This is a genomic window from Shewanella sp. HN-41, from assembly GCF_000217915.1.
GTDB lineage: Bacteria > Pseudomonadota > Gammaproteobacteria > Enterobacterales > Shewanellaceae > Shewanella.
Genome location: NZ_AFOZ01000028.1, coordinates 21526 through 46804, shown reverse-complemented (window position 1 = coordinate 46804; position 25279 = coordinate 21526). Strand labels below are relative to the sequence as shown.

Genomic DNA, 25279 nt, shown 5'->3' with positions numbered 1-25279 from the left:
GTCGTTCCGAATAGGGGCATTTGGCGCGATGGAGTCATCAGGGAAGCTTCTGGTGAGATCAAGCGCTGGTGTGCCTGAGTGCGATATGAAGGTGCATATTTAGGTCAATTTGTCATACCGCTGTCGTAATTTGCCATTAGCATCAGCTTAACGGTATGAGTCATTGCTCATCTCATTATTCTGGATGATATGGATAAACTTCCCTTTGAGTTGGATACACTGCAACAACTGATAGATACTCATCATCTTAAGTTGCAGTACCAAATCCTCGCCGACATTCCCTTTCGAAATGAGCATTTCCCCCTTTATAGCGTTGAACTTGGGGTGATTGCCGAGCCTTGTCCAACCGTACTGTTTGTTGGTGGTGTACACGGCGTTGAGCGCATTGGTGCTCAGGTGATATTGGCGCTGCTGAACAGCTTGCTGCAACGCCTTGTGTGGGATAAACATTTACAGCAACTGTTGAGCGGAATACGGCTCGCCTTTGTCCCTGTGGTTAATCCGGTTGGTTTGTTTTTGGGAACTCGAGGTAATGGCAATCAAGTGGATTTGATGCGCAATGCCCCGATAGACTCCGCTGAAAAAGTGTCTTTTATGGTTGGGGGCCAGCGTTTATCCCCCCGTCTGCCATGGTTTCGCGGCATTGGCGGGATGGAGCTTGAGACCGCAGGTGTGGTTGCCTATGTGCAGCAACTACTTAAGCGCAGTACGAGTCTGATTTCATTAGATGCCCATTCGGGTTTCGGCTTGACCGATCATATTTGGTTTCCCTATGCCCATACCCGCGCTGCCTTTGAAAATGCCCATTTTATCTTTCACCTTAAGCAATTGTTTGAAATGAGCTATCCGCATCACGGCCATTATCGATTAGCGCCACAGAGTCAATTTTATCGCACCCACGGGGATATTTGGGATTATCTCTATCGCCAGCATCAGGGGGAGACGTCGAATGCGGCAGTGCCCTTTTTGCCCCTGACACTTGAAATGGGATCTTGGGCATGGATAAAGAAAAACCCAAGGCAGATTTTTAATTTTGCAGGTTTTTTTAACCCGCAGAAAACCCACCGTCACCACAGAATTTTGCGCAGGCACACAGTGCTGATGCAATTTTTGATGGAGGCGGCCTATGCTAAAGAATTAGAGCAATTATCGCCAGAGCGTTTAGCCGAATTGGCCCATAGCGCACAGCATTTTTGGTATCGGGAGGCTAAGTCATGACGACTTGGGTATTATTACGCGGCTTAATGCGAGATCAGCGTCATTGGCATGGTTTTGACCAGCGGCTTCGGCAGAAGGGGTTGAGAGTCTTAACGCCCGATCTTCCCGGAAATGGTCGCCTCACACAGATAACGAGTCCGCTGAACATCGCCGACTATGCCGCGGCGGTCTGGCAGCAAATCGATGAGCACTGCAGTGACGCTGAACCCTTTTATCTGCTCGGTTTATCCATGGGAGGAATGCTGGCAATGGAGATGGCACGCCAGCGGCCATGGCAGATAAAACAGATATTTATCCTTAATAGTAGCGCTGCTAATTTATCTCCTTGGTATCAAAGATTTAATCCAATTAATGCAGTTAAAGCTATTTTCTTGAGGAAAAAAGGCAAAGATTTAAATGCGATAGAATCGACCATTGTGCGTTTGACCAGTTTTCGCCACCGCAATGATAGGCAGCTTATTGCCCATTGGAGTCAATTGCGTAGGGCATCTTGCCCCAGTTTGAGTAACACATGGCGCCAGCTTTGGGCGGCATTGATATATCAATGCCCAGCCACACTTTTTGTCCCGGTTAGCGTACTTTGCGGTGACCGTGATGCCCTAGTGAGCATTGAGTCCAGTCGAGCTTTGGCAAGGCATTTTCAAACTGCATTAATTGTCTTGGCCTATTGTGGCCATGATGCGGCCATCGATGTGCCAGCTAAGTTGGCACATTACCTGTTGGCATTGGCGCAGTCGGTTACGATCCCAAAATCCACTTTACAGGTTGAAACAAGCGTCAAAAATGTTCACATATTGGATGAAGAACGAAGGCAAGATGAGACTGGGCTGCTGGAATGGGATAAAAAAGCGCTATCCAACGTCGAATGTGAATAGCGCCGATCCACGTTAAGTTGCGTTGGTCGTTAAGCTTTAGCCACGACGGTCTGACCTATTGGGGTGAGGCTTAACAGTGCCAATTTAATATGTTGGATCCCAAATGGGATGCCGATTATGGTCACAAAGCAGGCGAGGGCATGGGCTAAATGGCCTATGGCTAACCAGATCCCGAAGAGTAAGAACCAAATGATATTGCCTATCATACCAAAGGCGCCTGTGCCTAAATCTTCACGCCCCGTTAGATGGCGGCGATTCATTTGCTCTTGACCGAAGGGCCAGAAGGTCATTTCGCCAATCACAAAACAGGCGCGGCCAAAGGGAATACCGATAATACTAATAAAGCACAAAATACCGGCGAGCCACCAAGCCAGTCCCATCACAAACCCTCCTAGGACAAACCACGCAATATTGAATATTAAGCGTAAAAGCGCCATGGAAAACTCCTTATTATCTTGCAGACTTATTTTATTGGCCTACGGCTTGGCAGGTACCTATGCCATCACCGAGTGTTAATATTGATATAGCGAAAATTGTGCCAGTTATTTTATGACTAATAATCAGTCTGTTACATTACTTTATCAAGTTGCTGATTGTGAGATCCACCAAAAAGTCGTGAAATTGCTAACTTCTTAAGGACATGTTTTATAAAGGGACGTTACACTAGCTCATATCTTTGAAAGACCAAGACGTCTATTGTTTGAGTGCCCCGATGTTTGCTAATACCCCCGTAGAAAAGATGTTTTTTGCTGGCCGTGACATTTTTCTAAAACGTGATGATTTATTGCATCCGGCCTTTAGTGGTAATAAAGCCCGTAAGTTTGCCTATTTTTTAGCACATGAGTTTGCTGGCATTAAAAAAGTGATTGGTCATGGTTCTCCACAGGCCAATTCCCTTTATTCGCTCTCGGCCCTTGCCAAAATCAAAGGTTGGCAGTGTGATTTTTATGTCGATCATATCGCTAGCCATATCCTTAACCATCCTTCGGGAAATTATGCTGCAGCCGTGGAGAATGGCGCCAATATCATTGACTTGAGTCGGTTAGGGGGGCGCTCATCCCCTAATGCTGGGGGGCGGTGTCAAGAGTATATCGAGCAGCAGGTATTACCCTATGAGCCGACAGCACTTTTTATCCCCGAAGGTGGACGCTGTGGTTATGCCGAATATGGCGTGAGCATACTCGCAAAAGAGATAGTCATATGGTCCAAAACAAATAATATCTCCAATTTAAAGGTGTTTTTACCTTCGGGAACAGGGACCACCGCGCTGTTTTTAAATCAGTATTTTATTCGCGAACAGACGGATATACGTGTTATTACCTGTGCCGCCGTTGGGGGGGATGCCTATCTGCGTCAGCAGTTTTCGATGTTGAATTCAGATATCAGCGAACATCCACAGGTAGTGAATGTGGGAAAGAAATACCATTTTGGTAAACTCTATGCTGAGCTTTATACCATGTGGCAACGAATATGTGCCAGCGGTGTTCAGTTTGAGCTGCTCTACGATCCCTTAGGTTTTATTGTGCTTGAGGATTATTTACAGGCGAGTGATCAGGGTTCTGTGATGTATTTACATCAAGGTGGTTTGCTCGGTAATGACACTATGCTACCGCGCTATCTGCGTAAATTCGCGAGTGATATTTAAGAAGGCAGTGCAATAAAACCTTAGGGGACGAGGTGATTTCGTTTTAGGATTTTATAAGTTCGAATACTCATCTTTTCGAGATTTTTTTAAGTCTTTTAAACTAGGGGACTGCTCGCTGTATTGCCAGTAACTTATCTCTGCATCGAGCATTTCAAGCATTTTCTTCGAGCAACCTAAGCATTCTCCCTGACACATTTGAGCTTCATCTAAATGAAATGGAATACTGTCTTTAATTAAGTTAACCATGTCTTGCATAGCGACTTTAGTGTTGGGTTTTGGCATGACTCAGTGTGAAATGGGGAGCTTATTGTGGGAATATTAGCGGATGCGAAAATGAAAAGAGGTGATCAGGATCTGATATACACATTTGGTTCGGCAGATATCTGTGTGAGTAAGATATAGCCAGAACCAAATGAGTTGCGTCAAAGAGACGTAGTGGGATAGCAAGTTGTGACATTTCGCTATCGGCTGCTTAAGTTGTCGGTACGGCGAGGGAAATGGAAACCGGATTAACCCAATTTAAGCAAGCGGTATTACAGTATTAATGTGACTTATTTGTTCGCTGACAATAACCATTTCATAAAGCTAATGGCTTCTGTGCGCTTAGAAAAAGTCTGCCTATTTTTACCTTGTCTATCGGTAAAAGCAATCGAGGTTTTGTTTACTGAGATTGAATCAACAGGAAAGTTCACTGTGATTTCATGTCCGTTAATTTTGTATGACATAAGCCACACTCCTTTTATTTAATTCACCCTTAGGTGAGAGAGTTATAACAATAAAATATCCTTAGCAACAGTGCGAAAGATGGTTCTAATAGTGTCGAGGTTACCCCATCTCTTAACAGTTGAGCAAGAGATGACTCATCGATAATTAATGTATCTCATCGATTATGTCAATGGATTCACTCAATTAAATCAGTTGAACATAGCTTAATGACAATACTATGACAACAATAAATTTAATAAGTTCATTGGACAAAATCAAATGCAGCTAACACTAATTGATTGAGTTTACGGGGTTTTGCTTGTAGTAGGCTTTCTTCGTGAGGACCAAGGTTTGACAAATATCGATCAAACTGGATTAAAAAGGTAACAACAAGGTGGATCTCAAAACGAAGCGCAGTATACCAGTAAAATTAGCGTAAGCAAGTTTATTTTTTACCCAGTGATATTATGAATCGCAATATATTAAATTTATGTTAACAATTTTAACCCGGTTATAGGGTAAACATAAAAAATAAGGTCGTTAGTACTTCAGTTCTAGCATTAATAAATCAGTTCACCTATAGGGTTAAGTAGCTTACTCAGGCCCTTAGTAAAATGCAGGGGAGCGTCTAATACTGTGTAGCATAAACAGCCCGTTTTTGTTTTCGGGGCATGATGGGTTTGATTATCTAACAGAATAAAATCCCCTGGCACATATTCACCATTAATATCGGTAAATTCACCCGCGAGTAATAGGGTTAGCTCATAACCTTTATGGGTATGTTGGGGGATTTCCCCGAGCGCATCTATGTGTAATAAGCTGGCGCGGGTGTTTAATTCGTCCACATCGAAGCGCATGCGACAAACTTTGCCGAGTTGTTGCCATGGCCGCGTTAAGTGCTGGCGAAATACTGCTGGAATGCTATAGGTTGTGGTTCTTACTGAGAGCGATATAGGCGCATGGCTTGGTATAACGTTAGCCTCTGGCTGACTAAAAATATGTGCCAACATGGCTTGTAACTCGCGTGGAAGCGGATCCGGCACTAAGGTCATATCAGTCTCTGATGCTGTTACCCGATCCTCTGGGCTCCCCGCGCTCAATGTTGCTTGAGCCTCCTGTTCAGTCAATGCTGCGACAATAGCGGTGCATTTCGCACACAGAGTGCAGTGGGCCGATACCGCAATTGCCATTGAGAGTGGGAGTTCGCCTTTTGCATGGGCCAGCAGTAGTGCTTCCTGTGGATGATGTTTAATCATTATGTGTCTCCAAAAAGCTCTTTAGCTTTTCTAACCCCAATCGTAGGCGGGATTTGATTGTGCCAATGGGGACATTTAAGGTGTCTGCTAATTCTTGCTGAGTGAGTTCATGCATATAAATGCCTTGTAGCACTTGGCGTTGTGGAGGGGGAAGTGCGTCCATATGCTCAAGTAATTTTGCGGTAAGGTTATGATCGGGTTCTATATCGTGACTAACTGCATCGCAAAGTGGCCATATATCATCACCAAAAACATCTTCTTTATTGTGCTGGACTCGCCTCAACATATCAAAACACTGATTGCGCATTATGGTAAAAATCCAAGTGGTAACAGATCCTTTATCAGCATTGTAAAGATGGGCTTTTGTCCATACGCTGGTCATGGTTTCTTGTACCAGATCCATCGCCAGTCCCTGTTGATTTAGACGCTGTAAGCCGAAGGCTCGGATCCTAGGCATAAAATGAGTGAACAAATCGCTAAAGGCGGCTTTGTCTCTTTGATTGGCAACTTTCAACATAGCGACGGCCAATCGATCCATTTCTACCTGCTGCTCAGTTAAATCTTGAGCATGAGTTTCATTATCCATAGCCGTGTTAATCAGGGATGAGATGGGTCTATGATACCGATTTTGCTTAGGTAGTGATTGAATATTTTCCATTATTTTACCCTTAATCTAAGGTTTATCCCCTGCGCAGATATCGGTGGTGGATCATTATCCCCATTAAGTGTTGAGTGATACGTTAGTAACGAGATAAAAGATCACTGGATCATTATTTGATGACGGCTCGTAGTAAGTTCCGCGCCATAGTGTGGTCTTGGCTATTGATGCAAACGAATTTTTCAGCGGCATGCACGGGCAGTATTTCTAACCAACGCTGGCAAACCCAGGCGATGTCTTCAAATTGCTCCGCTTGGTAATGCTGTAAATGTTGAGGATATTCCTTAAGAATATTTTGTAGCATTTGGCTAAGATAGCGTTCATCAGTGGCGATGGGGACAGCAGGCCAGTTATCGATGAGCGTGATGTCTCCGCGCTTTAATCCATCGCTTTCAATCTCGATATGATTAAGTTTAAAGCGCTGACTACCTTGAATGCTGATCCCTAGGGTGCCATCGGCTAAGGTTTCAAAATCGATGATATGCACTAAAGTACCAATCGGTTGGATGGTTTTTCCATCTTCACCTGTCATACATAGACCGAATCCTTGTCCGGTTTTTAACGACTCTGCCACTAAGCGTTTATAGCGAGGTTCAAAGATCCGCAGTTGGGTGTATCCCTCGGGCAATAAACAGATAGGCAATGGGAAAAGAGGTAATTTCATTGTGGCCTCGGGTGAACTTATGTCTATATCATTACGTAACATAGCGGAAATTTGATCAGTTATTCATACAAGAGTTTACTCACACTAAGGGGATGATATGAAGCTAAATCCATTTGAGAAGAAGATAGTCCGACATCCACTGCGATTTTGGCTACAGAATCATATCGAGGCCCCATTATTGACGTCCATGATGCGAAAGCCTATGGCGTGTTTTGAGCAGGCGCTCGAAATCGGTTGTGGTTTTGGTAACGGTATTCATTTGATCCGTGAGCATTTTGGTGCAGGACGAGTCACCGCCGTGGACATTGATCCCGAAATGGTGGCTGCGGCAAAGGGGCGATGGCAACGTTCACCTAATGGATTAAAGGATGTCGATTTTGCCATTGCTGATGCGACTCGGCTCCCCTTTGGTGATGCCCAGTTTGATATAGTGTTTAACTTTGCTGTTTTCCACCATATTCCCGATTGGCAAATGGCCATCGAAGAGGTCGCCAGAGTGTTAAAACCCGACGGTTTTTTTGTGGTGGAAGACTTGTATCGCGCGGCGATCTGCAATCCGCTCAGTCGCAGATTATTTGAGCATCCACAGCAAAACCGCTTTAATCACCATGAACTGTTGGCTGTATTACGCCAGATGGGCTTTTTGATCGTCTGTGAGAGAAATGCGTTTAATCTTGCGGGTATGGTGCTTGCACAAAAAACACTGCGTTTGTGATACGTTGTCTTTAAACTCCGCAGGGGAAAAGTGAGCTGGTCTATACCTCACACTGGTTTTTCTATTGCACGAGAGTGATTGTAATTTTTAGATAAAAGCGAGCCTTGGCATAGTTCTCATCCTTAGTTTACCGCTATAATTTAGCTTCATCCTTAGCATGTGAGGAAAGGTTTTTCCTCCAGAGTAGAGAAGCAGCATTATGGCAAACGTACTTGCAACCGTAGATCAACGTACCAAACTTGTCGGTGAAAACCGGCTTGAGTTGTTGCTTTTTCGGATTAACTCTACACAGCTATTTGCTATTAATGTCTTCAAGGTCAAAGAAGTTGTCAAACTGCCGCCACTCAATGCGATGCCAGGGAGCCATCCGCATATTTCTGGCGTAGCGAATATTCGTGGCATGTCTATCCCTGTGATTGATTTACGCTCGGCGATAGGCTTTAGCCCCATTCCCCCAGGGGATGATGCCAACATGATCATCACAGAATATAACCGCAGCGTGCAGGGTTTTTTAGTCGGAAAGGTTGAGCATATTATCAATATGACTTGGAGCGATATCATGCCGCCGCCGAAAACGGCTGGGCGGAATAATTATCTGACGGCCATCACCCGTATTGAGTATCAGGGGCAATCCCATTTAGTCTCTATCATCGATGTGGAAAAGGTGTTGGCGGAGATCATTCACTACGATGTACGCCTTTCCGAAGGGGTTCTGGATGAAAACTTAGTCCATGAAATGTCTGGACGAAAAATACTGATTGTAGATGACTCCTCTACAGCAAGGAGACAAGTTAGAGAGACACTCAGTCAGTTAGGGATTGATATTATTGAGGCTTCCGATGGTCTACAAGCCCTAAATCTGCTGCAAAAGTGGCGTGATGAGGGCAAACAAGTCTCCAAAGAGTTGTTAATGATGATAACCGATGCGGAAATGCCGGAAATGGACGGTTATAAACTGACCTATGAAGTGCGTAACGATAAAGCCATGGCGGATTTATTTATCACCCTCAATACCTCGCTGAGTGGCAGTTTTAATAATGCCATGGTTGAGAAGGTCGGTTGTGATCGTTTTATCTCTAAATTCCAACCCGACTTGCTGGTGGAGGTCGTGCAGGAAAGATTAAGGCAAGTCCTCAATAGCCAAGCCATGTCTTAATGACGAGGTTCAGGTGTTAATGGGAAATTCAGCTTGCTAATTCGGCTTTGATATCGGCTAACACTTGCTGCTTCATCTCCTTGGCGGCAGCAATATGGATGCGAGCAAGTTTGAGGGCATAGTTAAATCGCCCCCGACCAAGGAGTCGAACCAGTTCGGCAAAAAAACGAGGGTCTAGGCAAAATTGGCTACTGTAATAGTGAATGGCTGCGTGTAGCGAAGTATAAATTACCCCATCAAATTCAAAGCCTGCACTATACCCTTGATCATCAATAGTGATGCCCTCGAGCACAATTGGCCAACCGGGAGCATTTATCCTGTCACGGGCGATTTGATACATCATCCAAGCACTTTTCTTAAATCCTCCAAAGACGTTACAGGAGAACTCCGACTCGGCCAGTTCTTCTTCGGTCCAGTTGATCCCTATGGCAAGGTGTTTGGCATAAATGCGCATCAAGGCATCCTTTACCGCCACACGGCAATCCCAAATTGATGTGAGCTTATGTTGCTTAGCCAGTGCTAAACATTCGCCACAGGCGGGCACAGCTAAGGAAGGATGGGGGGTATGAACTTCACTGTGATATTCAAAATGCCGATCACAGGGTTCACCACAGAACCAACAGGAATGTCGTTTATCGAAGGGAGTATCAATGGGCGTGACAGTTGACATCAAGGTTTGAGCGCCCCAGACCTTGATGTCAACTCACCTAAGCTGAAGTGCTTAAACCTCTTCAACATCAACTAAATCTTTGGCTAAAACGATAGGATCCAGCTCTAAACATTCTTCATCGGTTTGCCAATCTACACCGATTAATACACCGTCATCATTCAGATCAGAAACCCAATACTCTAAGAACTCTTCGAGTGAAATGGAGACGGCTTGGTAATCATGCCATTCCTCACTGCAGTGGGATTTTGCTGCAGCTTCACTTGACCATAATGGCATCACATCTGTGTCTTCAAACTCACTGGAGTCACAAACGACCCAGCCTTCGCCAGTTTCATCCATTAGACCCCAAAGCGTCTGATGTTGTTTTACATTTTCGATAAAGCCAGCCAAAGCCGCATTGATTTCAGTCATGATAGGTCTCTTTGAAGTGTGCTGTTAACTTACCCATTATACGGTAACATCGACATAGGCCAAGGGATTCTTTGTTAAGATTTTTCTTGTGTTGGTTAACTGAGCAATAAGTCAGTTTATCCCAGTATTTGTCGTCATAAGGATTGTGTTAGCAGGCGCTATGGGTCAGGATTGCTATCGTTTCAACGCGTATTGCTATCGTTTTTAACGCGCGTTGCTACCCTAGGATCAAATATTGGAGTTATAGGTTTGATTAGAATCAAAGGAATTACCTACCTTGTCGCTAGCCTTGCCGCCGGTGTGAGTTTAAGTGCTTGTTCGAGTGCTCCAACATCGAGCCCAAGCAGCAATACCGCCGTAGCCGATGTGAGGTCCCTGAGCCGTGAGGTGGATATAAATGCCACTATCCAGGCTAATGCCGATGCCTTTGCGGGTTGCATCATCACTTTACAGGCAAGGGCACGCAGTGAAGGCCTGTCGGACGATACCATTCATTCCACCGTCGCCAATTTGCAATTTGTGCCCAAGGTGATTGAGCTTGATCAGCAGCAGCCAGAATTTAGCCAAACCTTTGCCAATTACTTTAACAAACGCGCCACCGATTGGCGGGTTAATGAAGGCCGGCGTTTACTGCAAAAACATCGAGTATTACTGGATAAACTCGCCAAGGAATACGGTGTACCGCCGCAGTATGTGTTGTCGTTTTGGGGATTAGAAACAAACTATGGTTCTTATAAGGGGAAGATGTCGGTACTCGACTCCCTTGCAACCTTGGCTTGTGAGCCGCGTCGTAGCGGTTATTTCACCACAGAGTTGATGCAAGCACTTAGATTAAAAGAAAAATATAATTTTGATAAAGAGACCATGGTCGGATCTTGGGCGGGGGCGATGGGACATACGCAATTTATGCCATCGGCCTATGCCAAGTACGCCGTTGATGGCGATGGCGATGGTAAGGCCGATCTCTGGAATAGCACTGCAGATGCCTTAACGTCGGCGGCGAATTTTTTACAGCACTTAGGTTGGCAACGCAATCAGCGTTGGGGGCGTGAAGTGTTGCTACCAGCGCATTTTAGTTACGATCATTTAGGGGCTAAGCAGGCATTACCACTCTCAACGTGGGCGACGCAGGCGGTTGTCCAAAGTAATGGCCGGCCATTACCTGCGGTGGATATTAATGCCGCGTTGTATTTGCCCGCAGGTCATACAGGACCTGCGTTTCTAGGTTATGAAAACTTTAATGTGATAATGCGTTGGAATCGCTCTGAATTCTATGCGATTACCGTGGGTCATTTAGCCGACCGCATTAATGGTGGGCTGCCCCTGAAGGTGAGCCCACCGGAGCAGCCGCGTTTAAGTCGTGAACAAGTTAAGCAATTACAAGCGAAACTGAACGAGGCGGGTTTTGATGTGGGCAAGCCAGACGGTGTTTTAGGACGCAATTCTATCGCGGGGATCCAAGCCTTCCAGCGTAGCCAAAAAATGGTTGCCGATGGTTTTCCAAGTCCTGAGGTCTTTATCGCCCTCGGTATCACGCTTTAAGCTCGGTACCGAACTGCTTGTGGGATAAAAAAGTGGAGTGAATAGGCCAGTTTTGTTAAGCTCGGCCGACATTTGAAATCGAAGTAAATCAAAGGATATTCGATGAGCATTAAAGACGATATGGTGGTGCAGTTTAATTACACTCTGCGCGACGAAAAAGGCGAAGTGATTGAAACCAATGAAGGCCGTGAGCCTATCGCTTATTTACATGGCCATGACAACATGATGCCTGGTGTTGAAAATGCCATTGATGGTAAAGCGATTGGTGAAAAATTCACTGTGACTTTACCCGCGGCCGAAACCTATGGTGAGCGTGTAGCCGATGCCGATGCGCATCAACGGGTGTCGGTAAAGCATTTATTAGGGGCGAGCGTATGGAAGCCGGGCATGACTGCCGTGGTGAATACCGACCATGGCCAACGCCAAGTGACTATCGTTAAAGTGGGTAAATTTATGGCGACTGTGGATGTTAACCATCCTCTGGCTGGCCGTGAATTGACCTTCGATATCGAAGTTGTCGGTGCCCGCGAGGCATCCGCGGAAGAAATTGCCCATGGTCACGCCCATGGTGCTGGTGGACACCACCACTAATTTTGAAGCCGCGAACTCGGCTCTTGTTTGACTCAATATGAGTTCAATATAAGTTGAATGTATCGCGTGTGAAGACGCAAAAAATAAGCCCAAACCTAGGTTTGGGCTTATTTTTTATCTGCTGTTTTGATGATATCAGCCGCTATTTTGTGTACTAATGGCTAGAAGAATGTGCCATAGGTTTATCGGCAAACATCATATCAAGGCTGGCTTGGGTTTGTGGGTGATAGCCAGAACGGGCACTGAGATACACGCCCTTGGCCCAGTTGTAATGCTCTGTGCTGGCGAGTTTTTGGTATAAGGGCACAATCAGTCGGCGGCGGCCAATCTCAGTAAGATGCTGTTTTAAATCGGGGAGTACATGATAATAGCCACTATCTAAAGCAAGTGAATACCAAGCAAAGGCGATCTCGTTGTTATTCGTCCCGGTAAAATGGAATGCGCTATCCAACTCCGCCAGTTGGGCCTGGCTTAAATTGAGCCTAGGCATTTCATTAATAAAGCGCAGCCATTGATGCACAGTCCAAGTGTGAGTGCTTAAGGCTGCTGCCGCCACTTTCCCTTCCAACCAAGCTTGTCTCTGGTTATCGATATCATCAAAGGCGTGGGAATTAGGGGGCACTAAGAATGAGGGTAAGCCCTGGCCTTCAATCCATGTATCGACTTCTGCTTCGCTGACCATATTCGGGTACTTCTGGAGCAAATTTAGCGTTAGGTACTGACGGAACTGTGCCGTGGTAATACTTTGAAAGGCAAAATGATTAAAGTAGTTTTTGACGAAGGTATCGAAACGCTCACGGCCAAATTTGTGCTCGAGGAAGCGTAAAAATAGTTGCCCTTTCACATAGGGCACACCGCTAAAGGCATCGTCTGGATCCCGCTCGCCAAGTGTAATATGCAGCACCGAATCCTCGAGGGGAAGTTCCTCAAGTTCGGCAAGTAATTCTGAGTAACCAATGGTTTGCTCCATCAGTGCACGGTCTTGGCCGTAGAGATCTTCCATGATGCGGTTTTCGACATAGGTCGTAAAACCTTCATTGAGCCACAGATCGCGCCAAGTCGCGTTAGTCACTAAATTGCCGGACCAAGAGTGGGCAAGTTCGTGGGCGATAAGACTCACTAGACTTTTATCACCGGCGATAACGGTCGGAGTAATAAACGAGAGCCGTGGGTTTTCCATGCCACCGTAGGGAAAACTTGGCGGCAAGATCAGCAAATCATAACGTCCCCAGCGATAATCACCGTAACGTTTCGCCGTGATGCTGATCATTTCAGGGGTATCGATAAATTCTTTGCTCGCATTGTCTAGCATTTCAGGTTCTGCCCAAATCCCAGAGATCTTGTCTAGGGGAGCAAACTGTAAATGTCCGGCCGCAATGGCGATCAAATACGCAGGAATGGCCTGCGGCATAGTGAACTGGGTCTGAGTGGTTGAAAGTGACTTGCGATCGGCACTCATCACGACGGTAATGGCCTTGTCGGCGGTGATCGTCGCGCTATAGGTTTGGCGCACCGCTGGCGTATCTTGCAATGGGATCCAGCTGCGGGCATGGATAGCCTGACTCTGACTGAACATAAATGGCAACTGTTTGCCTTGGGTTTGGGCAGGTGTTAGCCATTGAATGCCAGAAGGATTCTCGGATGTATGGTAATTAATTTTAACCTTTTGGGTCTTTTCATCGGCAAGCTCGATGGTCAGCGCCGCGCCTTTTACCGCATCCGTTTCAGCCAGACTGAAGGGCACCTTTTGCCATTGCCCCTTGGCATTTAATGCACTGACATGGTTAATGGTGAGATCTCGCGTGTCTAACTTCAACGTCTGACTCGGCCTATGCCAATCTAAGCTGAGGGTCACATCCCCGGACAGTCTATTAGTTTCAAAATCGAGGCGCAGGGCGAGATCCACATGGTTGACACTCACTTCATCATAATTGGCATAGGTCAGTGTATCCCTATTTTGTTGCCTATCGGCTGGATTGGACGTTGGCGCTAAGCTGTCAGTACTTGCTGTGTGAGTATTTGTAGTGTCTACATGCGGCGCTGCAGAGGTATAAGAAGAACAGAGTAGTGTCAGTAGTAATACACAACTTAGGGTGGAACGATAACGGGGATACATATGAAAAACCTAATTAAGTGATTATTTTTATTTGGGTTAGGGGAAATTATATGCCCATGCTTGGGCTGAAACTGTATTCATCCTTTCGCAGGCTAAGGACGAGAGTGTACCTGAAGTTTTGCAATCCTTGTTAAGTTGGGTTCAATAGAAATGTAATCAAACTTTAATCGTGGGGGAGTAATGACCTGTGGCGGAATGGTGGGTGGCAATGCTCACATCGATCGCTAAGTGAGATAAGGCAAATTGCCATCGGTTAAATACAACAAGTTTGTTATCATGGCGCGTTTTTCACAAACGGTGTCCAACATGGTCATAGATTTCTCACAGGGTAAGTTAATTGTCACTGAGTTCGAAGTGCAGGTAAGGCTCAACGCCGCCAGCATTGTGCTGCTGGCTGGGGCGGAAGATATCGCTTTAAGACGGGAACCGCCCATGTTGATCGCCAACGGTGGCGCCGTGCGCTGGAGTGTAAAATTGGATAACGAAACGCAGCTCCAATCAGTACAAGAGATTTTAGGGATAGATTGCGAGTAGCGTTCGTCGGCCTTTTTTAGCCCCGTATTGGTTTAATGAACAGCCATTAAGCTAAGACAATCACATGTGCTTTGGGGCGCTACGGTGGATTTTTTATTGGATTAGATTAGGAATAGTTAAGCATGTCTAACACTCTTGAATGTATTGTCGTTGAACCTCGAACGCCTGCAACGGCCGCAGTGATCTGGTTACATGGTCTAGGGGATTCAGGCGCCGGATTCGCACCTGTGGTGCCTGCGTTAGGTTTACCGAGTGATCACAGTATTCGATTTATTTTCCCCCATGCTCCAGAGCAGGCGGTAACGATCAATGCTGGCTATGTGATGCGGGCCTGGTATGACATTAAAAGCATGGATCTTCACGACAGGGCAGATATGCAGGGCGTTATCGCATCGGAAGCCAGTGTTAAGGCGCTTATCAATGCACAAATCGCCGCTGGTATTCCAAGTGAGCGTATTGTATTAGCGGGATTTAGCCAAGGTGGGGTGATGAGCCTTTTCTCGGGTCTACGTTTTGAGCAAAAATTAGCGGGTATTATGGCGCTATCCTGTTATTTACCTACGGGTGATGTACTACCTGCTCAATTAAGCCCTGAGAATGCACAAACCCCAATATTACAACAACACGGTATACAAGATGATGTAGTGCCATTATCTGCGGGCATATTAGCGAAAGAAGCGTTAATGGCGGGAGGATATAAAGTGCAATGGCAAACTTACCCAATGCCGCATTCCGTCATCCCTGCACAGCTAAAAGACATTAGTCAGTGGTTATTACAGTGTTTTGAAATGTAGGTAAGTCTAATTGCAGATAAAAACGGCATGCGGTAAGCAAAATGTCACCCATGCCTGTTTTTTATTGTGAACAATCATATTTTCTCTCTGCTAAATCTAAGTTGTTTATATTGAATGATTTAGCCAGCTTTTTTTTATCGGTAGTTACCTATATTTCAATATTTAAAATTAGGTCTATTAGCTTATTTTTTATTTGAAACAAAAGTGTCTTAAATAATTCCAAAATCCCACATTAAAGTCACGTTTATTAATAAAAATGACACAATTCGTCTTTATTCTTTGATATTATGCATGGCGTGAACTTGATGGAGTTCGCGCCAATTTATCTATGATAAAATAATTAAAATCAAGGGGTTGATGTAATGAGAAATAAGCTTATTAAAGGATTAGTTGCCACTGCTGTTCTCGCAGCTCTCGCAGGTTGTAATAGTGATGATGACAACACTAAAGTGCCAACAAGTTGTGCCGAAGCGGGCAGTGCTTGTAAAACTTTTACCGTATTACACACTAATGATAACCATGGCCGTTTCTGGGAAAACAGTGATGGCGAATATGGTATGGCTGCTCGTAAAACGTTAATTGACCAAATTCGTGCCGAAGTGAGTAAGAATGGCGGTCAAACTTTATTGTTATCTGGCGGTGATATTAATACCGGTGTACCAGAATCGGATTTACAGGACGCCATTCCTGATTTTACAGGGATGAATAAAATTGGTTATGACGCTATGGCGGTTGGTAACCATGAGTTTGATAACCCATTATCTGTTGTAGATATGCAGCGCCGTCTTGCTGAATTCCCTATGCTGGCTGCAAACATTTATCGTAAAAATACTGATGGTACTCAAGGCGAGCGTTATTTTGAAGCCTATAAGATTTTTGATATTAACGGTCTAAAAGTGGCTGTTATTGGTTTAACGACGGAAGATACCGCTAAGATTGGTAACCCAGAATTTATTAGCGATTTGCTCTTCACCGATCCAAAGACTGAAGTGGCTAAAGTCATCAAAGAAATTAAAGACGCAAAATCTGCCGATATTATTTTCGCAACGACTCACATGGGTCACTACGCCGATGCTCAGAACGGTAGCAACGCCCCAGGCGATGTTGCTATGGCTCGTGCTTTAAACAAAGGTGATTTGCAGGTTGTGATTGGTGGTCACTCACAAAACCCTGTGTGTATGGAACCCGGTACTGATAACAAAGCCTATGCCACGTTCAAACCTGGCGATGATTGTGCACCGGATCAGCAAAATGGTACGTGGATTATGCAGGCCCATGAATGGGGCAAATATGTGGGGCGTGCGGATTTTGAATACTTCAATGGTGAACTCCATTTAGCCAGCTATAAGCTTGTGCCTGTTAACATGCGTAAACTCGATGAGGCTGGTAAGAAAACGGCTGATTTAGCGGGTGCTAAGATTGAGCCGGATGCTGAGTTAAAAGAATTACTGTCTTACTATCAAGAGAAAGGCCAAGCTAAGTTAGACGAAGTGATCGCTACCACAGATGCATTGCTCGATGGCGAGCGTGCCAATGTGCGTAATAAGCAAACCAACTTAGGCCGTATGTTAGCCATGGCGCAAAGCGGCAAAGTGTTCGCCGATTTTGGGGTGATGAACTCTGGCGGTGTGCGTGCATCGATTCAGCCAGGCAACATTACTTACCGTGACGTTTTAACGGTACAACCATTTGGTAATATGGTCACCCTGAACGAAATGACCGGTACTGAAGTGGCGGCATACTTAGGGGCTGTGGGCAGTATCCAAATTGGTTCTGGCGGTTATGCACAAATCACTGGGGTGAAAATGACCATCGACTGTGTGGCCAAGACAGCCAATATCAGTGAGATCAATGGCCAAGATTTTAGCCCAGCAGGAAACTACAAATTCACTGTACCTAGCTTCAATGCTGCGGGCGGTGATGGTTATCCAAAACTGACAAGCCCAATCCAAACGGGTTATGTGGACGCTGACTTGTTGTATTCTTTCTTGAAAGAGAAGCAAGCGATTGTTGCGGCAGATTATAACCCAGTCGGTGATATAGTTTATGAAAACTCTTCTAGTGTTGAAGGTTGTAAGCTCTAACGCTGAATTTATATTACATAGGTAAATCTCAATGCCACTCATTCGAGTGGCATTTTTATTTTTTGCTATCAAATTTTCTGCTATTTATATTTTAATGATACATGTTGAATTATTTGTTTATTAAAATGAGTGTTTTAACGATATTTAAATTGCTAGTAACAAATAAATTGCATTGTATCGGATTGTACATCTTGCCATGTATCAAATTGTTTTAATTGTACTGTTTGTTGTTTTTAGTTGTTGACTAAAAATTGCTTAATTAACACTATCTCTACAGCAAGGATGTGCTTGCTGTATCAATATAAAAATAACAACGATAGATTTTTAATATAAATCTGAAGGAGAGATAGATGCGTTATTTAACCCTTACGGCGAAAGCTGTTCGAACAAGTTTAATGACAATTGCAACAACAGGGGTTTTGTCTGGATTGGGATATTCTTCAGCAGGATATGCGGCTGAAGAAAATTCAAAAGTAGAGCGTATTGAAGTAACAGGTTCACGAATTAAACAAGTCGATATGGAAACTGTTTCACCCGTAACTGTGATTAATGCTGCCGATATTGCCATGACAGGTGAAAAAACCGTTGCAGATGTTTTGAATAATTCTGCGATAAACAGTTTTGGGTCTTGGCGTGGTATTTCAGGATATGGTTCTGGTGCGAGTTCTACCAGTAATGTCAATTTACGTGGCTTAGGATCTTCTGCGACATTAGTGTTATTAGATGGACGCCGTATGCCCGGCACCAGTTCAAGCTCTGGCTCGGTAGCGGATACATCTTCAATCCCAATGGCTATTGTTGAGCGTATTGAAATCCTGCGAGATGGCGCGTCGGCGGTATATGGTTCCGATGCGGTTGCAGGCGTGATAAACATTATCACTAAGAAAGAGTTCGAAGGGTTTCAACTCGATTACAGTACTGAGCAACCAAGTGTCGAAGGTGGCGATGCCAACCGTTTATCGATTGCCACAGGGTATAATACTGATAAAGGCAATATCACTTTAACCTATGAGTATTATGATACTAAAGCCGTAATGGACCGCGATATTTGGAATATGGATGATCCTAGCTATTCGGCTTATAGTAGTTTTAGTTCGGTTCCTAATGGTAGTTCTACTTCGGGCTGGTATAGCAATTCGGATATTTGTGAGCAAGCCGAAAATACAGTAGACAGCACTGATGGCAGTAACAATGGTCGCTGTTTATATAATCATGGCAATGTCACTAAATTATTTGGCGACCAAACTCGTAATTCAGTGCTCTCCAATTTTTCCTACGAAATTTCAGATAATATTCAGTTTAGAGGTCGAGCTTCAGCTTCACTTGCTGAAACTGAAACCCGTTATGCGGGAACACCAGTATCAACAAATTATCCTGTGATGGCCGCAGATAATAAATTTAACCCCACTGGTGAGGATATGACCCTCTATATGCGTTCTGCTCAAATAGGCGAACGCGATACATTAACTGAAACAAATAACTTTGATATTTTAGGCGGCTTTGTTGGGACGATTGATATTGGTAATGGTCTCGATTGGGAGTTAAATGCTCAACATTCAACGTCGACAACAAATTCATTTAATTATAATTTGGTCAACGATGAGATCATTCAGCAAGAAATTGATTCGGAGGAATATGATATCTTCAATACCTCTGGAATGAGTTACGAGCAGTGGGATCAACAAATGACAGAGTTGTATCGTAACGCTGCGCATACTGGGGTGTATCAAGGTAAATTTGAAAGTACCCAATTTGATGGACTCGCTTCAACCTTACTCGTGGATGATGGCGATTTTTCGGTCGCTATGGTAGGCGGCCTTGAATATGAGATGATCAAATTCAAGCAAACCAGTGATCCTGAGTCGGCTGCGGGGATTATCTCTGGAGGTTCGGGTGGCGATGATGTTGATGCCACGCGTGACCGCAGTGCCGCTTATTTGGAATTCCAAGTGGGCTTACCTGCCAATGTCGAGTTATCGGCCGCCGTTCGTTACGAGCGTTATGAGCAGGAAGGCACTCTTAGTGGGCCAGAGGGACAAGTCGTAAATACATCGACCTTCGATGCAGTCGTCCCTAAATTGGGTTTAAGCTGGCGCCCTGTGGATAGCTTATTACTGCGTGCCAGTTATGGCGACTCATTCCGTGCGCCGAATATGAGTGAAATGTTCTCGTCTCAATCCTTGAGTTTTGAGAAGGCGGTTGATTCCCTATGGTGTAATGAGCCTGGTAATGTGGATGCCATATATTGCGCCACCAATAACCAACATAAAACCTGGTACGGCGGCAACCCAAACTTAGAGGCGGAGGAGGGGAACTCGTTAACCCTAGGCGGTGTGTGGAACGTTACTGACGCTTGGAACCTAGAGTTATCTTATTATTCAATTTCCTACGACAATAAAATTGAGTCGGTAGAAGTTGACGATATCCTGCGTGATGAAATCAAGAATGGATCATCTCCCTATGTGACCCGTGGACCAGATGGCAAGATTGAGTATATTGAGGCGGGGGTTCGTAACTTAGCCACGGTGGAAACCTCGGGTATTGATTTTGTCACTGCCTATAACTTAGAGACGGGTTTTGGTGATTTCAATTTCAAATTGGATTTGACCCATGTGCTCGATTTCAAGAAGCAAGATAATGCCGAAGCAGAGATGATCGATTATGCAGGAACGACAGATTCACCGGATTGGCGCGGTAATTTCGTGACGAGTTGGAAATACGATGATTTCTCTGCCGCATGGACAGTTGTTTATATCGGTAGTCAATCAGCAAGTTATTTCAATGAGTTAGAAGAGACCGATCGTTACATCGATTATTCAAATTACTTTAAACACAATATTCAATTTGCCTATAACCATGCCTACAACGGCTCTATCACTGTAGGGGTGAATAATGCGTTTGATGCCGATGCCCCCAATTACTATACCTATGCGGACTATCGTGATGTGAACGTGGGTTTATATGATGTGTTAGGTCGTACTTACTACCTGAGAATAAACCAGAAGTTTTAAGTTATCCCCTCCCTGGATAACTCAAACCTCCGCTTGCGGAGGTTTTTTTGCTTTTATGGAAAAGCATCCCGCGAATGGCTGAAACTGGGCCCACTCAATGGGTGAGACGTAATTCGTGGCGGTGCTCATGTAAGTAGTGTTCGGCACACGCACTGCAACGCTGTTCGGTCGGATCTTGGTTTAAACGCCCCGATTCAATTTCAGCCTCACAGTCTGAGCAGAGACCGTAGAGTCCTAAGTCAAGTTGGCAGAAGGCGGCATCGAGTTTATTTAAACGGCAAAAGAGTGAATGCTCAGCCAAAGGCGTTAGGGCTAATTTATCGATCAACTCACCCAAACTTAGGTTGGAAAAATGTGCCCCTAGCACATCGAGAAACTCGGGATGCACGCCGATTTCTTTCCTTAGACTCGCTTCAAGCTCTGACAATTCTTGTCTGATATGGATGGTGCTCACGTAAAATCGCCTGTTTTATCTGACTCTAGGCGTTTAGTCTAATAGTTTCACTATCAACGACTATGATGAAGATCAAGTATCAGCGCGATTTTTCGTGTTGTTGAGCCATTTAAAACAAAAAAGTAGTTCATTTATATTGGATTATTGCTGCAGCATCCCTTGCGTTCTTTCTAACACTCGCACTATTTCTTCGGTCGTTTTATAGATCCTCAGTTCCCTAAAGAGGGTATCTGCTTCGGGATATTGGCGATTGAGATAGCTGAACCATTGTTTAATCCGAGCGGGATAATAATCGCTCTTACGGCCGCTAAGCTCCCTTTGGGTATAACTTAGCATCAAGCCTAATGTTTGGGCCCAAGTGTAAGGCGTGGCACCGGTTTTGATGGTATCGGCTAAATTGGGCAGCGAAATCGCGCCGCGGCCTATCATGATACTGTCGCAGCCCGTTACCGCGATGCAACGTTTGGCATCGTCACTATTCCAAATTTCCCCGTTAGCAATCACGGGGATAGGCAGACGTTTCCTCACCTCGGTAATGTATTCCCAATAGGCTGGCGGTTTATAACCATCGACTTTGCTGCGAGCATGAATCGCCAGTTCGGTTGCACCGGCCTCATAAACGGCGAGGGCATTTTCCATAAATAGCGACTTATCCTCATAGCCTAAACGGATCTTAGCCGTAACAGGTTGCTCGCTTGGGACGGCTTGGCGCATAGCGCGGACAATATCGTGAATACTATCGGGGTATTGCAATAAAACGGCCCCCCCTTTGCTGCGGTTGACCATTTTGGCTGGGCAGCCAAAATTCGCGTCCACACCGTGGGAGCCGAGTTCAATCGCACGAAGGGCATTGTCACCCATGCATTGGGGCTCTTGCCCAAGCAACTGCACTCGCACCGGGGTTCCCGAAGGTGTTTTGCCACCATTGAGTAGTTCAGGGCAGAGTTTGAGAAAAACTTTTTCAGGCAGCAGTTGGTCAACCACTCGAACGAATTCAGTGACCAGCAAATCATAGGGATTGATAGTCGATAGGATGTCACGCATCAAATCGTCTACTACGCCTTCCATTGGAGCCAAAATCACTCGCACAGCCAGTTAACCCGTATCAATTCTCAAAGGGCGTGCATTCTACCCTATCGCTCCAGAGTTACAAAGTGCTGGCGTTAACCCGTCTGACATTAACCAGAATGCCTATAGTGCAAAACCGAATATGGCCAATAAATCTCTTACCTAGCAGGATATTTTGATTATTTCTGTGATTTAGTGATATTTTTTGCAATAGAATCGAAACGGCGCAGGTCTTTTGCTATAAGCCAGCGACTCAAGCTGTTGTTGGTCACTATTTATCAATAAACAAGAAGGGATCGGATATGAATTCAGTTAAAAAAGCAGCGGTAGCAGTTGCACTCGGTACTGTGGTTGTGGGTTCTGCTTTTGCCGTCAATGCGCAAACCAATCCGTTTGGATTTGAAGCCATGGATACGGGTTATCAAATTGTGGGCTCGGAAGGTAAGTGTGGTGAGGCAAAATGTGGCGCAGACATGAAGAAAGCGGCAGCAGAGAAAGCCAAAGAAGGCAAATGTGGTGAAGCTAAATGTGGCGCCGATATGAAAAAAGCCGCCGATAAGGCCCATGAAGGCAAATGTGGTGAAGCTAAATGTGGCGCGGATATGAAAAAAGCGGCCGATAAAGTAGAAGCAAAGACCGAAGCCGTCAAAAAAGAAATGAAATAAGCGATCAAGTCGCGCTTATTCATCTCGCGCTTGAGAGACGTGGCCAGCTTATGCTGGCCTTTGTTTAGCGATTTCCCTTAATGGGTGCATCTGGTGAAAGGGGGGGGTAAATGCAAAATCATGGATTGGTTGGATTAGGTTTACGGCGAGAAATGCTCGATGAGTTTTGCCAGCATGTCCCCAGTGAGATCCATTTTTTCGAGGTCGCCCCAGAAAACTGGATGACTCTCGGCGGCAAATACGGTCGGCAATTTCGCCAGCTAACGGAGCAGCATGAGTTTTATTGCCATGGTTTGAGTTTATCCATAGGTAGCCCAGCGCCTTTAGATGTCGACTTTGTACGCCGTATCAAAGCTTTTATGGACCTACATCAAATTCAAATCTATTCCGAACACTTAAGTTACTGCTCTGGCCAAGGTCATATGTACGATCTGATGCCGATCCCTTTTACCGACGAGGCGGTTAAGCATGTGGCCTCTCGGGTAAAACAAGTGGAGGATATTATAGAGCGACCGCTTATCCTCGAAAATGTCTCCTTTTACGCGGAGCCGAGCGCACAAATGAGTGAGCAGGAATTTGTAACGGCAGTGCTCGAAGAGGCTGACTGTAAGCTACTGTTAGATGTTAATAATATTTACGTGAATTCGATAAATCATCGTTACGATGCGAATGCCTTTTTAAGGGCCATGCCAAGTGATCGTATTGCTTATCTGCATATTGCAGGTCATTACCAACAGGCCGAAGATCTGCTTATTGATACCCATGGTGCAGACATCAATGACCCTGTATGGACGTTGCTTAAAGCGTGCTATGCCCAGCATGGTGTATTTCCAACCTTACTCGAACGGGACTTTAATTTGCCAAGTACGGCGCAATTGCTCAGGGAAATGACCCAAATCCATGATTATCAAAGGGAGGCTCTTAAACTTACGTCCACTCGGAGGATGGCCTAATGGATTTTAAACAAGTACAGCAATCCTTTATTGATTATATCCGTGATCCCGAAAAGCCATTGCCCGCAGGTGTGCCCCTTGAAAGGATGCAGGTTTACCGTGAATTGTTTTTTAATAATGTGATGGGGTTTGTCTCTAATGCGTTTCCGGTGCTTAAGACTGTGTACTCAGAGAAAGATTGGCAGGCATTAGTACAGGCATTTTTTAGTCAGCATGATTGTCAATCGCCGATTTTTATCGATATTGCTGGGGAGTTTTTACATTTCCTGCAACAGGAATATCAACCCAAGGATAACGACCCTCCGTTTATGCTAGAACTGGCCCACTATGAATGGCTCGAATTAGTGGTGGCCGTTGCCCAGCAAAAAAGCGATGAGCAGCCTATCCTGGCAGAACAAATCTCCCATATTCCCCTGTGTTTAGCTGCAACGGCGAGGGTGGCACAGTATCATTTTCCCGTACAACATATACGCCAAGACTATCGCCCTGAGAAAGCGCTCGATACACCCGTATTCTTTTGCCTCTATCAAGACAAGGATGGGGAAGTGTGTTTTCTGCAATTAACTCCCCTGAGTGCCCAGGTCTTGGCCTATATAGTTGAGCGAGGGAAGGTGATGTTTAATGACATACTCAAATGGTTAACAACCACTTATCCGCAGATGGCGCAGGAGGTACTTGCAAAAGGATGTTTAGATCTACTCGAGCAATTGGCAATAAAAGGCATAGTACGTGGTCGGCACTAATAAGGTGGTATAAATCATCAAAATAAATGCAATAACCTTACATAAAAAGGGTTTTTGTTGATTTGACAAACCGCTACAATGTCGCCCGTTTTGTGATCTTCATCACTGTAGGATCCCGTACACTAATACTTGCCCATACTTGAGGAGCTGTAATGAGTAGTCAGCCATTTAAAGACCCATTTAACTTTATGTATTTTATTGGTTTTATTTTAGTCTTATTGTTGCCGACACTGCCAGCAAGCCTGACTTGGTTAAAACACGTAGGTTTAATTTAAGCAGGATTTAAGCTCGAGTTGATATACAATTGCCACTCTTTGAGTGGCTTTTGTTTTTTAGATAAGGGCATTATCGGCTTATGGTATTGAGGCGCGGATTATTTTTAGTCGTGGGATTAACGGCTTTAGCCCTAGGGCTACTCGGTATTGTGCTGCCCCTATTACCGACGGTGCCATTTATTTTGCTTGCCGCCTTTTGTTTTGCTCGCTCGAGTGAACGTCTGCACAACTGGCTGATGGCACATCCATGGTTTGCCGATGCATTGACCCAATGGCAGCAGCAAGGAGCAATACGCAAGGGATTGAAGCGAAAAGCCATGATGCTAAGTGCCCTCAGTTTTAGCCTCAGTATTGTGCTGGTACCACTCCTGTGGGTAAAGGGACTATTATTTACCATGGCCTTGCTTTTACTCTGGTATCTTAGCCGTATTCCTGAAATTGAATAATGGCTCGTGCGTGGCCCTTTTGTGATGAGT

Annotated in this window: 26 protein-coding genes and 1 pseudogene; 16 read left to right on the top strand and 11 right to left on the bottom strand. The window is 45.0% G+C overall.

Annotation, left to right across the window (positions count from 1 at the left end):
- Positions 1–189 precede the first annotated feature (189 nt).
- Entirely contained in the window at positions 190–1218 is a 1029-nt protein-coding gene (locus SOHN41_RS10875; protein WP_007648815.1) for a M14 family zinc carboxypeptidase, read from the top strand.
- On the top strand, positions 1215–2093 hold the full coding sequence (locus SOHN41_RS10870) for an alpha/beta fold hydrolase (RefSeq protein ID WP_007648814.1): 879 nt from the start codon (positions 1215–1217) through the stop codon (positions 2091–2093). Before SOHN41_RS10875 ends, SOHN41_RS10870 begins: the two co-directional genes overlap by 4 nt.
- A gap of 29 nt (positions 2094–2122) precedes the next feature.
- Here SOHN41_RS10870 and SOHN41_RS10865 read toward each other — a convergent pair whose 3' ends face one another.
- Complete coding sequence (locus SOHN41_RS10865) at positions 2123–2530, bottom strand: YccF domain-containing protein (protein ID WP_007648813.1); 408 nt, start codon at positions 2528–2530, stop codon at positions 2123–2125.
- 275 nt (positions 2531–2805) lie between these two features.
- Between SOHN41_RS10865 and SOHN41_RS10860 the strand changes: the two genes are divergently transcribed.
- Positions 2806–3738, top strand: a complete 933-nt coding sequence (locus tag SOHN41_RS10860) for a pyridoxal-phosphate dependent enzyme (RefSeq protein WP_007648812.1) — start codon at positions 2806–2808, stop codon at positions 3736–3738.
- 20 nt (positions 3739–3758) lie between these two features.
- Here SOHN41_RS10860 and SOHN41_RS10855 read toward each other — a convergent pair.
- From SOHN41_RS10855 to SOHN41_RS10835, 5 genes and pseudogenes are all read right to left on the bottom strand, one after another.
- A pseudogene (locus SOHN41_RS10855) lies at positions 3759–4020 on the bottom strand (hypothetical protein).
- Positions 4021–4289: 269 nt separating this feature from the next.
- A complete protein-coding gene (locus SOHN41_RS10850) occupies positions 4290–4463 on the bottom strand; it encodes a hypothetical protein (protein ID WP_006082106.1) in 174 nt (57 codons plus the stop codon).
- A gap of 540 nt (positions 4464–5003) precedes the next feature.
- On the bottom strand, positions 5004–5699 hold the full coding sequence (locus tag SOHN41_RS10845; RefSeq protein WP_007648795.1) for a ChrR family anti-sigma-E factor: 696 nt from the start codon (positions 5697–5699) through the stop codon (positions 5004–5006).
- Positions 5692–6357 (bottom strand): sigma-70 family RNA polymerase sigma factor, encoded by a 666-nt coding sequence (locus SOHN41_RS10840; RefSeq protein WP_007648793.1) that lies wholly within the window; start codon positions 6355–6357, stop codon positions 5692–5694. The genes SOHN41_RS10845 and SOHN41_RS10840 overlap by 8 nt, the downstream gene beginning before the upstream one ends.
- Before the next feature lie 112 nt (positions 6358–6469).
- Complete coding sequence (locus SOHN41_RS10835; RefSeq protein WP_037458874.1) at positions 6470–7021, bottom strand: LON peptidase substrate-binding domain-containing protein; 552 nt, start codon at positions 7019–7021, stop codon at positions 6470–6472.
- Positions 7022–7118: 97 nt separating this feature from the next.
- Here SOHN41_RS10835 and SOHN41_RS10830 point away from each other — a divergent pair, with 97 nt between their 5' ends.
- Together SOHN41_RS10830 and SOHN41_RS10825 are read left to right on the top strand one after the other, a co-directional pair.
- On the top strand, positions 7119–7736 hold the full coding sequence (locus SOHN41_RS10830) for a class I SAM-dependent methyltransferase (protein WP_037458872.1): 618 nt from the start codon (positions 7119–7121) through the stop codon (positions 7734–7736).
- A 199-nt stretch (positions 7737–7935) separates the two neighbouring features.
- Positions 7936–8892: a chemotaxis protein CheV gene (locus SOHN41_RS10825; RefSeq protein WP_007648786.1), complete on the top strand. Its 957-nt coding sequence runs from the start codon at positions 7936–7938 to the stop codon at positions 8890–8892.
- Positions 8893–8920: 28 nt separating this feature from the next.
- Here the strand turns inward: SOHN41_RS10825 and SOHN41_RS10820 are convergent, their stop codons facing one another.
- A complete protein-coding gene (locus tag SOHN41_RS10820) occupies positions 8921–9562 on the bottom strand; it encodes a hypothetical protein (protein WP_007648784.1) in 642 nt (213 codons plus the stop codon).
- Positions 9563–9613: 51 nt separating this feature from the next.
- Positions 9614–9973 carry a DUF2750 domain-containing protein gene (locus SOHN41_RS10815; protein ID WP_007648782.1) on the bottom strand — a complete coding sequence of 120 codons (360 nt, stop codon included), beginning with the start codon at positions 9971–9973 and terminating at the stop codon, positions 9614–9616.
- A 249-nt stretch (positions 9974–10222) separates the two neighbouring features.
- Here SOHN41_RS10815 and SOHN41_RS10810 point away from each other — a divergent pair, with 249 nt between their 5' ends.
- Together SOHN41_RS10810 and SOHN41_RS10805 are read left to right on the top strand one after the other, a co-directional pair.
- Positions 10223–11515, top strand: coding sequence for a lytic murein transglycosylase (locus tag SOHN41_RS10810; protein ID WP_007648780.1), 1293 nt, complete (start codon positions 10223–10225; stop codon positions 11513–11515).
- Positions 11516–11617: 102 nt separating this feature from the next.
- A complete protein-coding gene (locus tag SOHN41_RS10805) occupies positions 11618–12106 on the top strand; it encodes an FKBP-type peptidyl-prolyl cis-trans isomerase (protein WP_007648778.1) in 489 nt (162 codons plus the stop codon).
- A 154-nt stretch (positions 12107–12260) separates the two neighbouring features.
- On the opposite strand, the gene SOHN41_RS10800 is transcribed toward SOHN41_RS10805, so the two are convergent.
- A complete protein-coding gene (locus tag SOHN41_RS10800) occupies positions 12261–14222 on the bottom strand; it encodes a M1 family metallopeptidase (RefSeq protein WP_007648768.1) in 1962 nt (653 codons plus the stop codon).
- Positions 14223–14528: 306 nt separating this feature from the next.
- Between SOHN41_RS10800 and SOHN41_RS10795 the strand changes: the two genes are divergently transcribed.
- The 4 genes from SOHN41_RS10795 (at position 14529) to SOHN41_RS10780 (ending at position 20645) form a co-directional block, all read left to right on the top strand.
- Positions 14529–14756 (top strand): DUF3389 family protein, encoded by a 228-nt coding sequence (locus SOHN41_RS10795; RefSeq protein ID WP_007648766.1) that lies wholly within the window; start codon positions 14529–14531, stop codon positions 14754–14756.
- 122 nt (positions 14757–14878) lie between these two features.
- Entirely contained in the window at positions 14879–15550 is a 672-nt protein-coding gene (locus SOHN41_RS10790) for an alpha/beta hydrolase (protein ID WP_007648763.1), read from the top strand.
- A 362-nt stretch (positions 15551–15912) separates the two neighbouring features.
- Positions 15913–17634 carry a bifunctional UDP-sugar hydrolase/5'-nucleotidase UshA gene (gene ushA / locus SOHN41_RS10785; RefSeq protein WP_007648762.1) on the top strand — a complete coding sequence of 574 codons (1722 nt, stop codon included), beginning with the start codon at positions 15913–15915 and terminating at the stop codon, positions 17632–17634.
- A gap of 350 nt (positions 17635–17984) precedes the next feature.
- A complete protein-coding gene (locus SOHN41_RS10780; protein ID WP_007648761.1) occupies positions 17985–20645 on the top strand; it encodes a TonB-dependent receptor in 2661 nt (886 codons plus the stop codon).
- Positions 20646–20739: 94 nt separating this feature from the next.
- On the opposite strand, the gene SOHN41_RS10775 is transcribed toward SOHN41_RS10780, so the two are convergent.
- Together SOHN41_RS10775 and SOHN41_RS10770 are read right to left on the bottom strand one after the other, a co-directional pair.
- Positions 20740–21099, bottom strand: a complete 360-nt coding sequence (locus tag SOHN41_RS10775; RefSeq protein WP_007648759.1) for a TraR/DksA family transcriptional regulator — start codon at positions 21097–21099, stop codon at positions 20740–20742.
- A 141-nt stretch (positions 21100–21240) separates the two neighbouring features.
- Positions 21241–22188: a tRNA-dihydrouridine synthase gene (locus tag SOHN41_RS10770; RefSeq protein ID WP_037458869.1), complete on the bottom strand. Its 948-nt coding sequence runs from the start codon at positions 22186–22188 to the stop codon at positions 21241–21243.
- A gap of 281 nt (positions 22189–22469) precedes the next feature.
- Here SOHN41_RS10770 and SOHN41_RS10765 point away from each other — a divergent pair, with 281 nt between their 5' ends.
- The 5 genes from SOHN41_RS10765 to SOHN41_RS10745 all read left to right on the top strand — a co-directional run bounded on the left by SOHN41_RS10765 (position 22470) and on the right by SOHN41_RS10745 (position 25249).
- Positions 22470–22832 carry a hypothetical protein gene (locus SOHN41_RS10765; protein ID WP_007648755.1) on the top strand — a complete coding sequence of 121 codons (363 nt, stop codon included), beginning with the start codon at positions 22470–22472 and terminating at the stop codon, positions 22830–22832.
- A gap of 110 nt (positions 22833–22942) precedes the next feature.
- Positions 22943–23785: a DUF692 domain-containing protein gene (locus SOHN41_RS10760; RefSeq protein ID WP_037458867.1), complete on the top strand. Its 843-nt coding sequence runs from the start codon at positions 22943–22945 to the stop codon at positions 23783–23785.
- Positions 23785–24528: a DNA-binding domain-containing protein gene (locus tag SOHN41_RS10755; protein ID WP_007648753.1), complete on the top strand. Its 744-nt coding sequence runs from the start codon at positions 23785–23787 to the stop codon at positions 24526–24528. Before SOHN41_RS10760 ends, SOHN41_RS10755 begins: the two co-directional genes overlap by 1 nt.
- A gap of 152 nt (positions 24529–24680) precedes the next feature.
- Positions 24681–24803: a hypothetical protein gene (locus SOHN41_RS20520; RefSeq protein WP_007648750.1), complete on the top strand. Its 123-nt coding sequence runs from the start codon at positions 24681–24683 to the stop codon at positions 24801–24803.
- 80 nt (positions 24804–24883) lie between these two features.
- Positions 24884–25249, top strand: a complete 366-nt coding sequence (locus tag SOHN41_RS10745) for a YbaN family protein (protein ID WP_007648745.1) — start codon at positions 24884–24886, stop codon at positions 25247–25249.
- Positions 25250–25279: the final 30 nt, after the last annotated feature.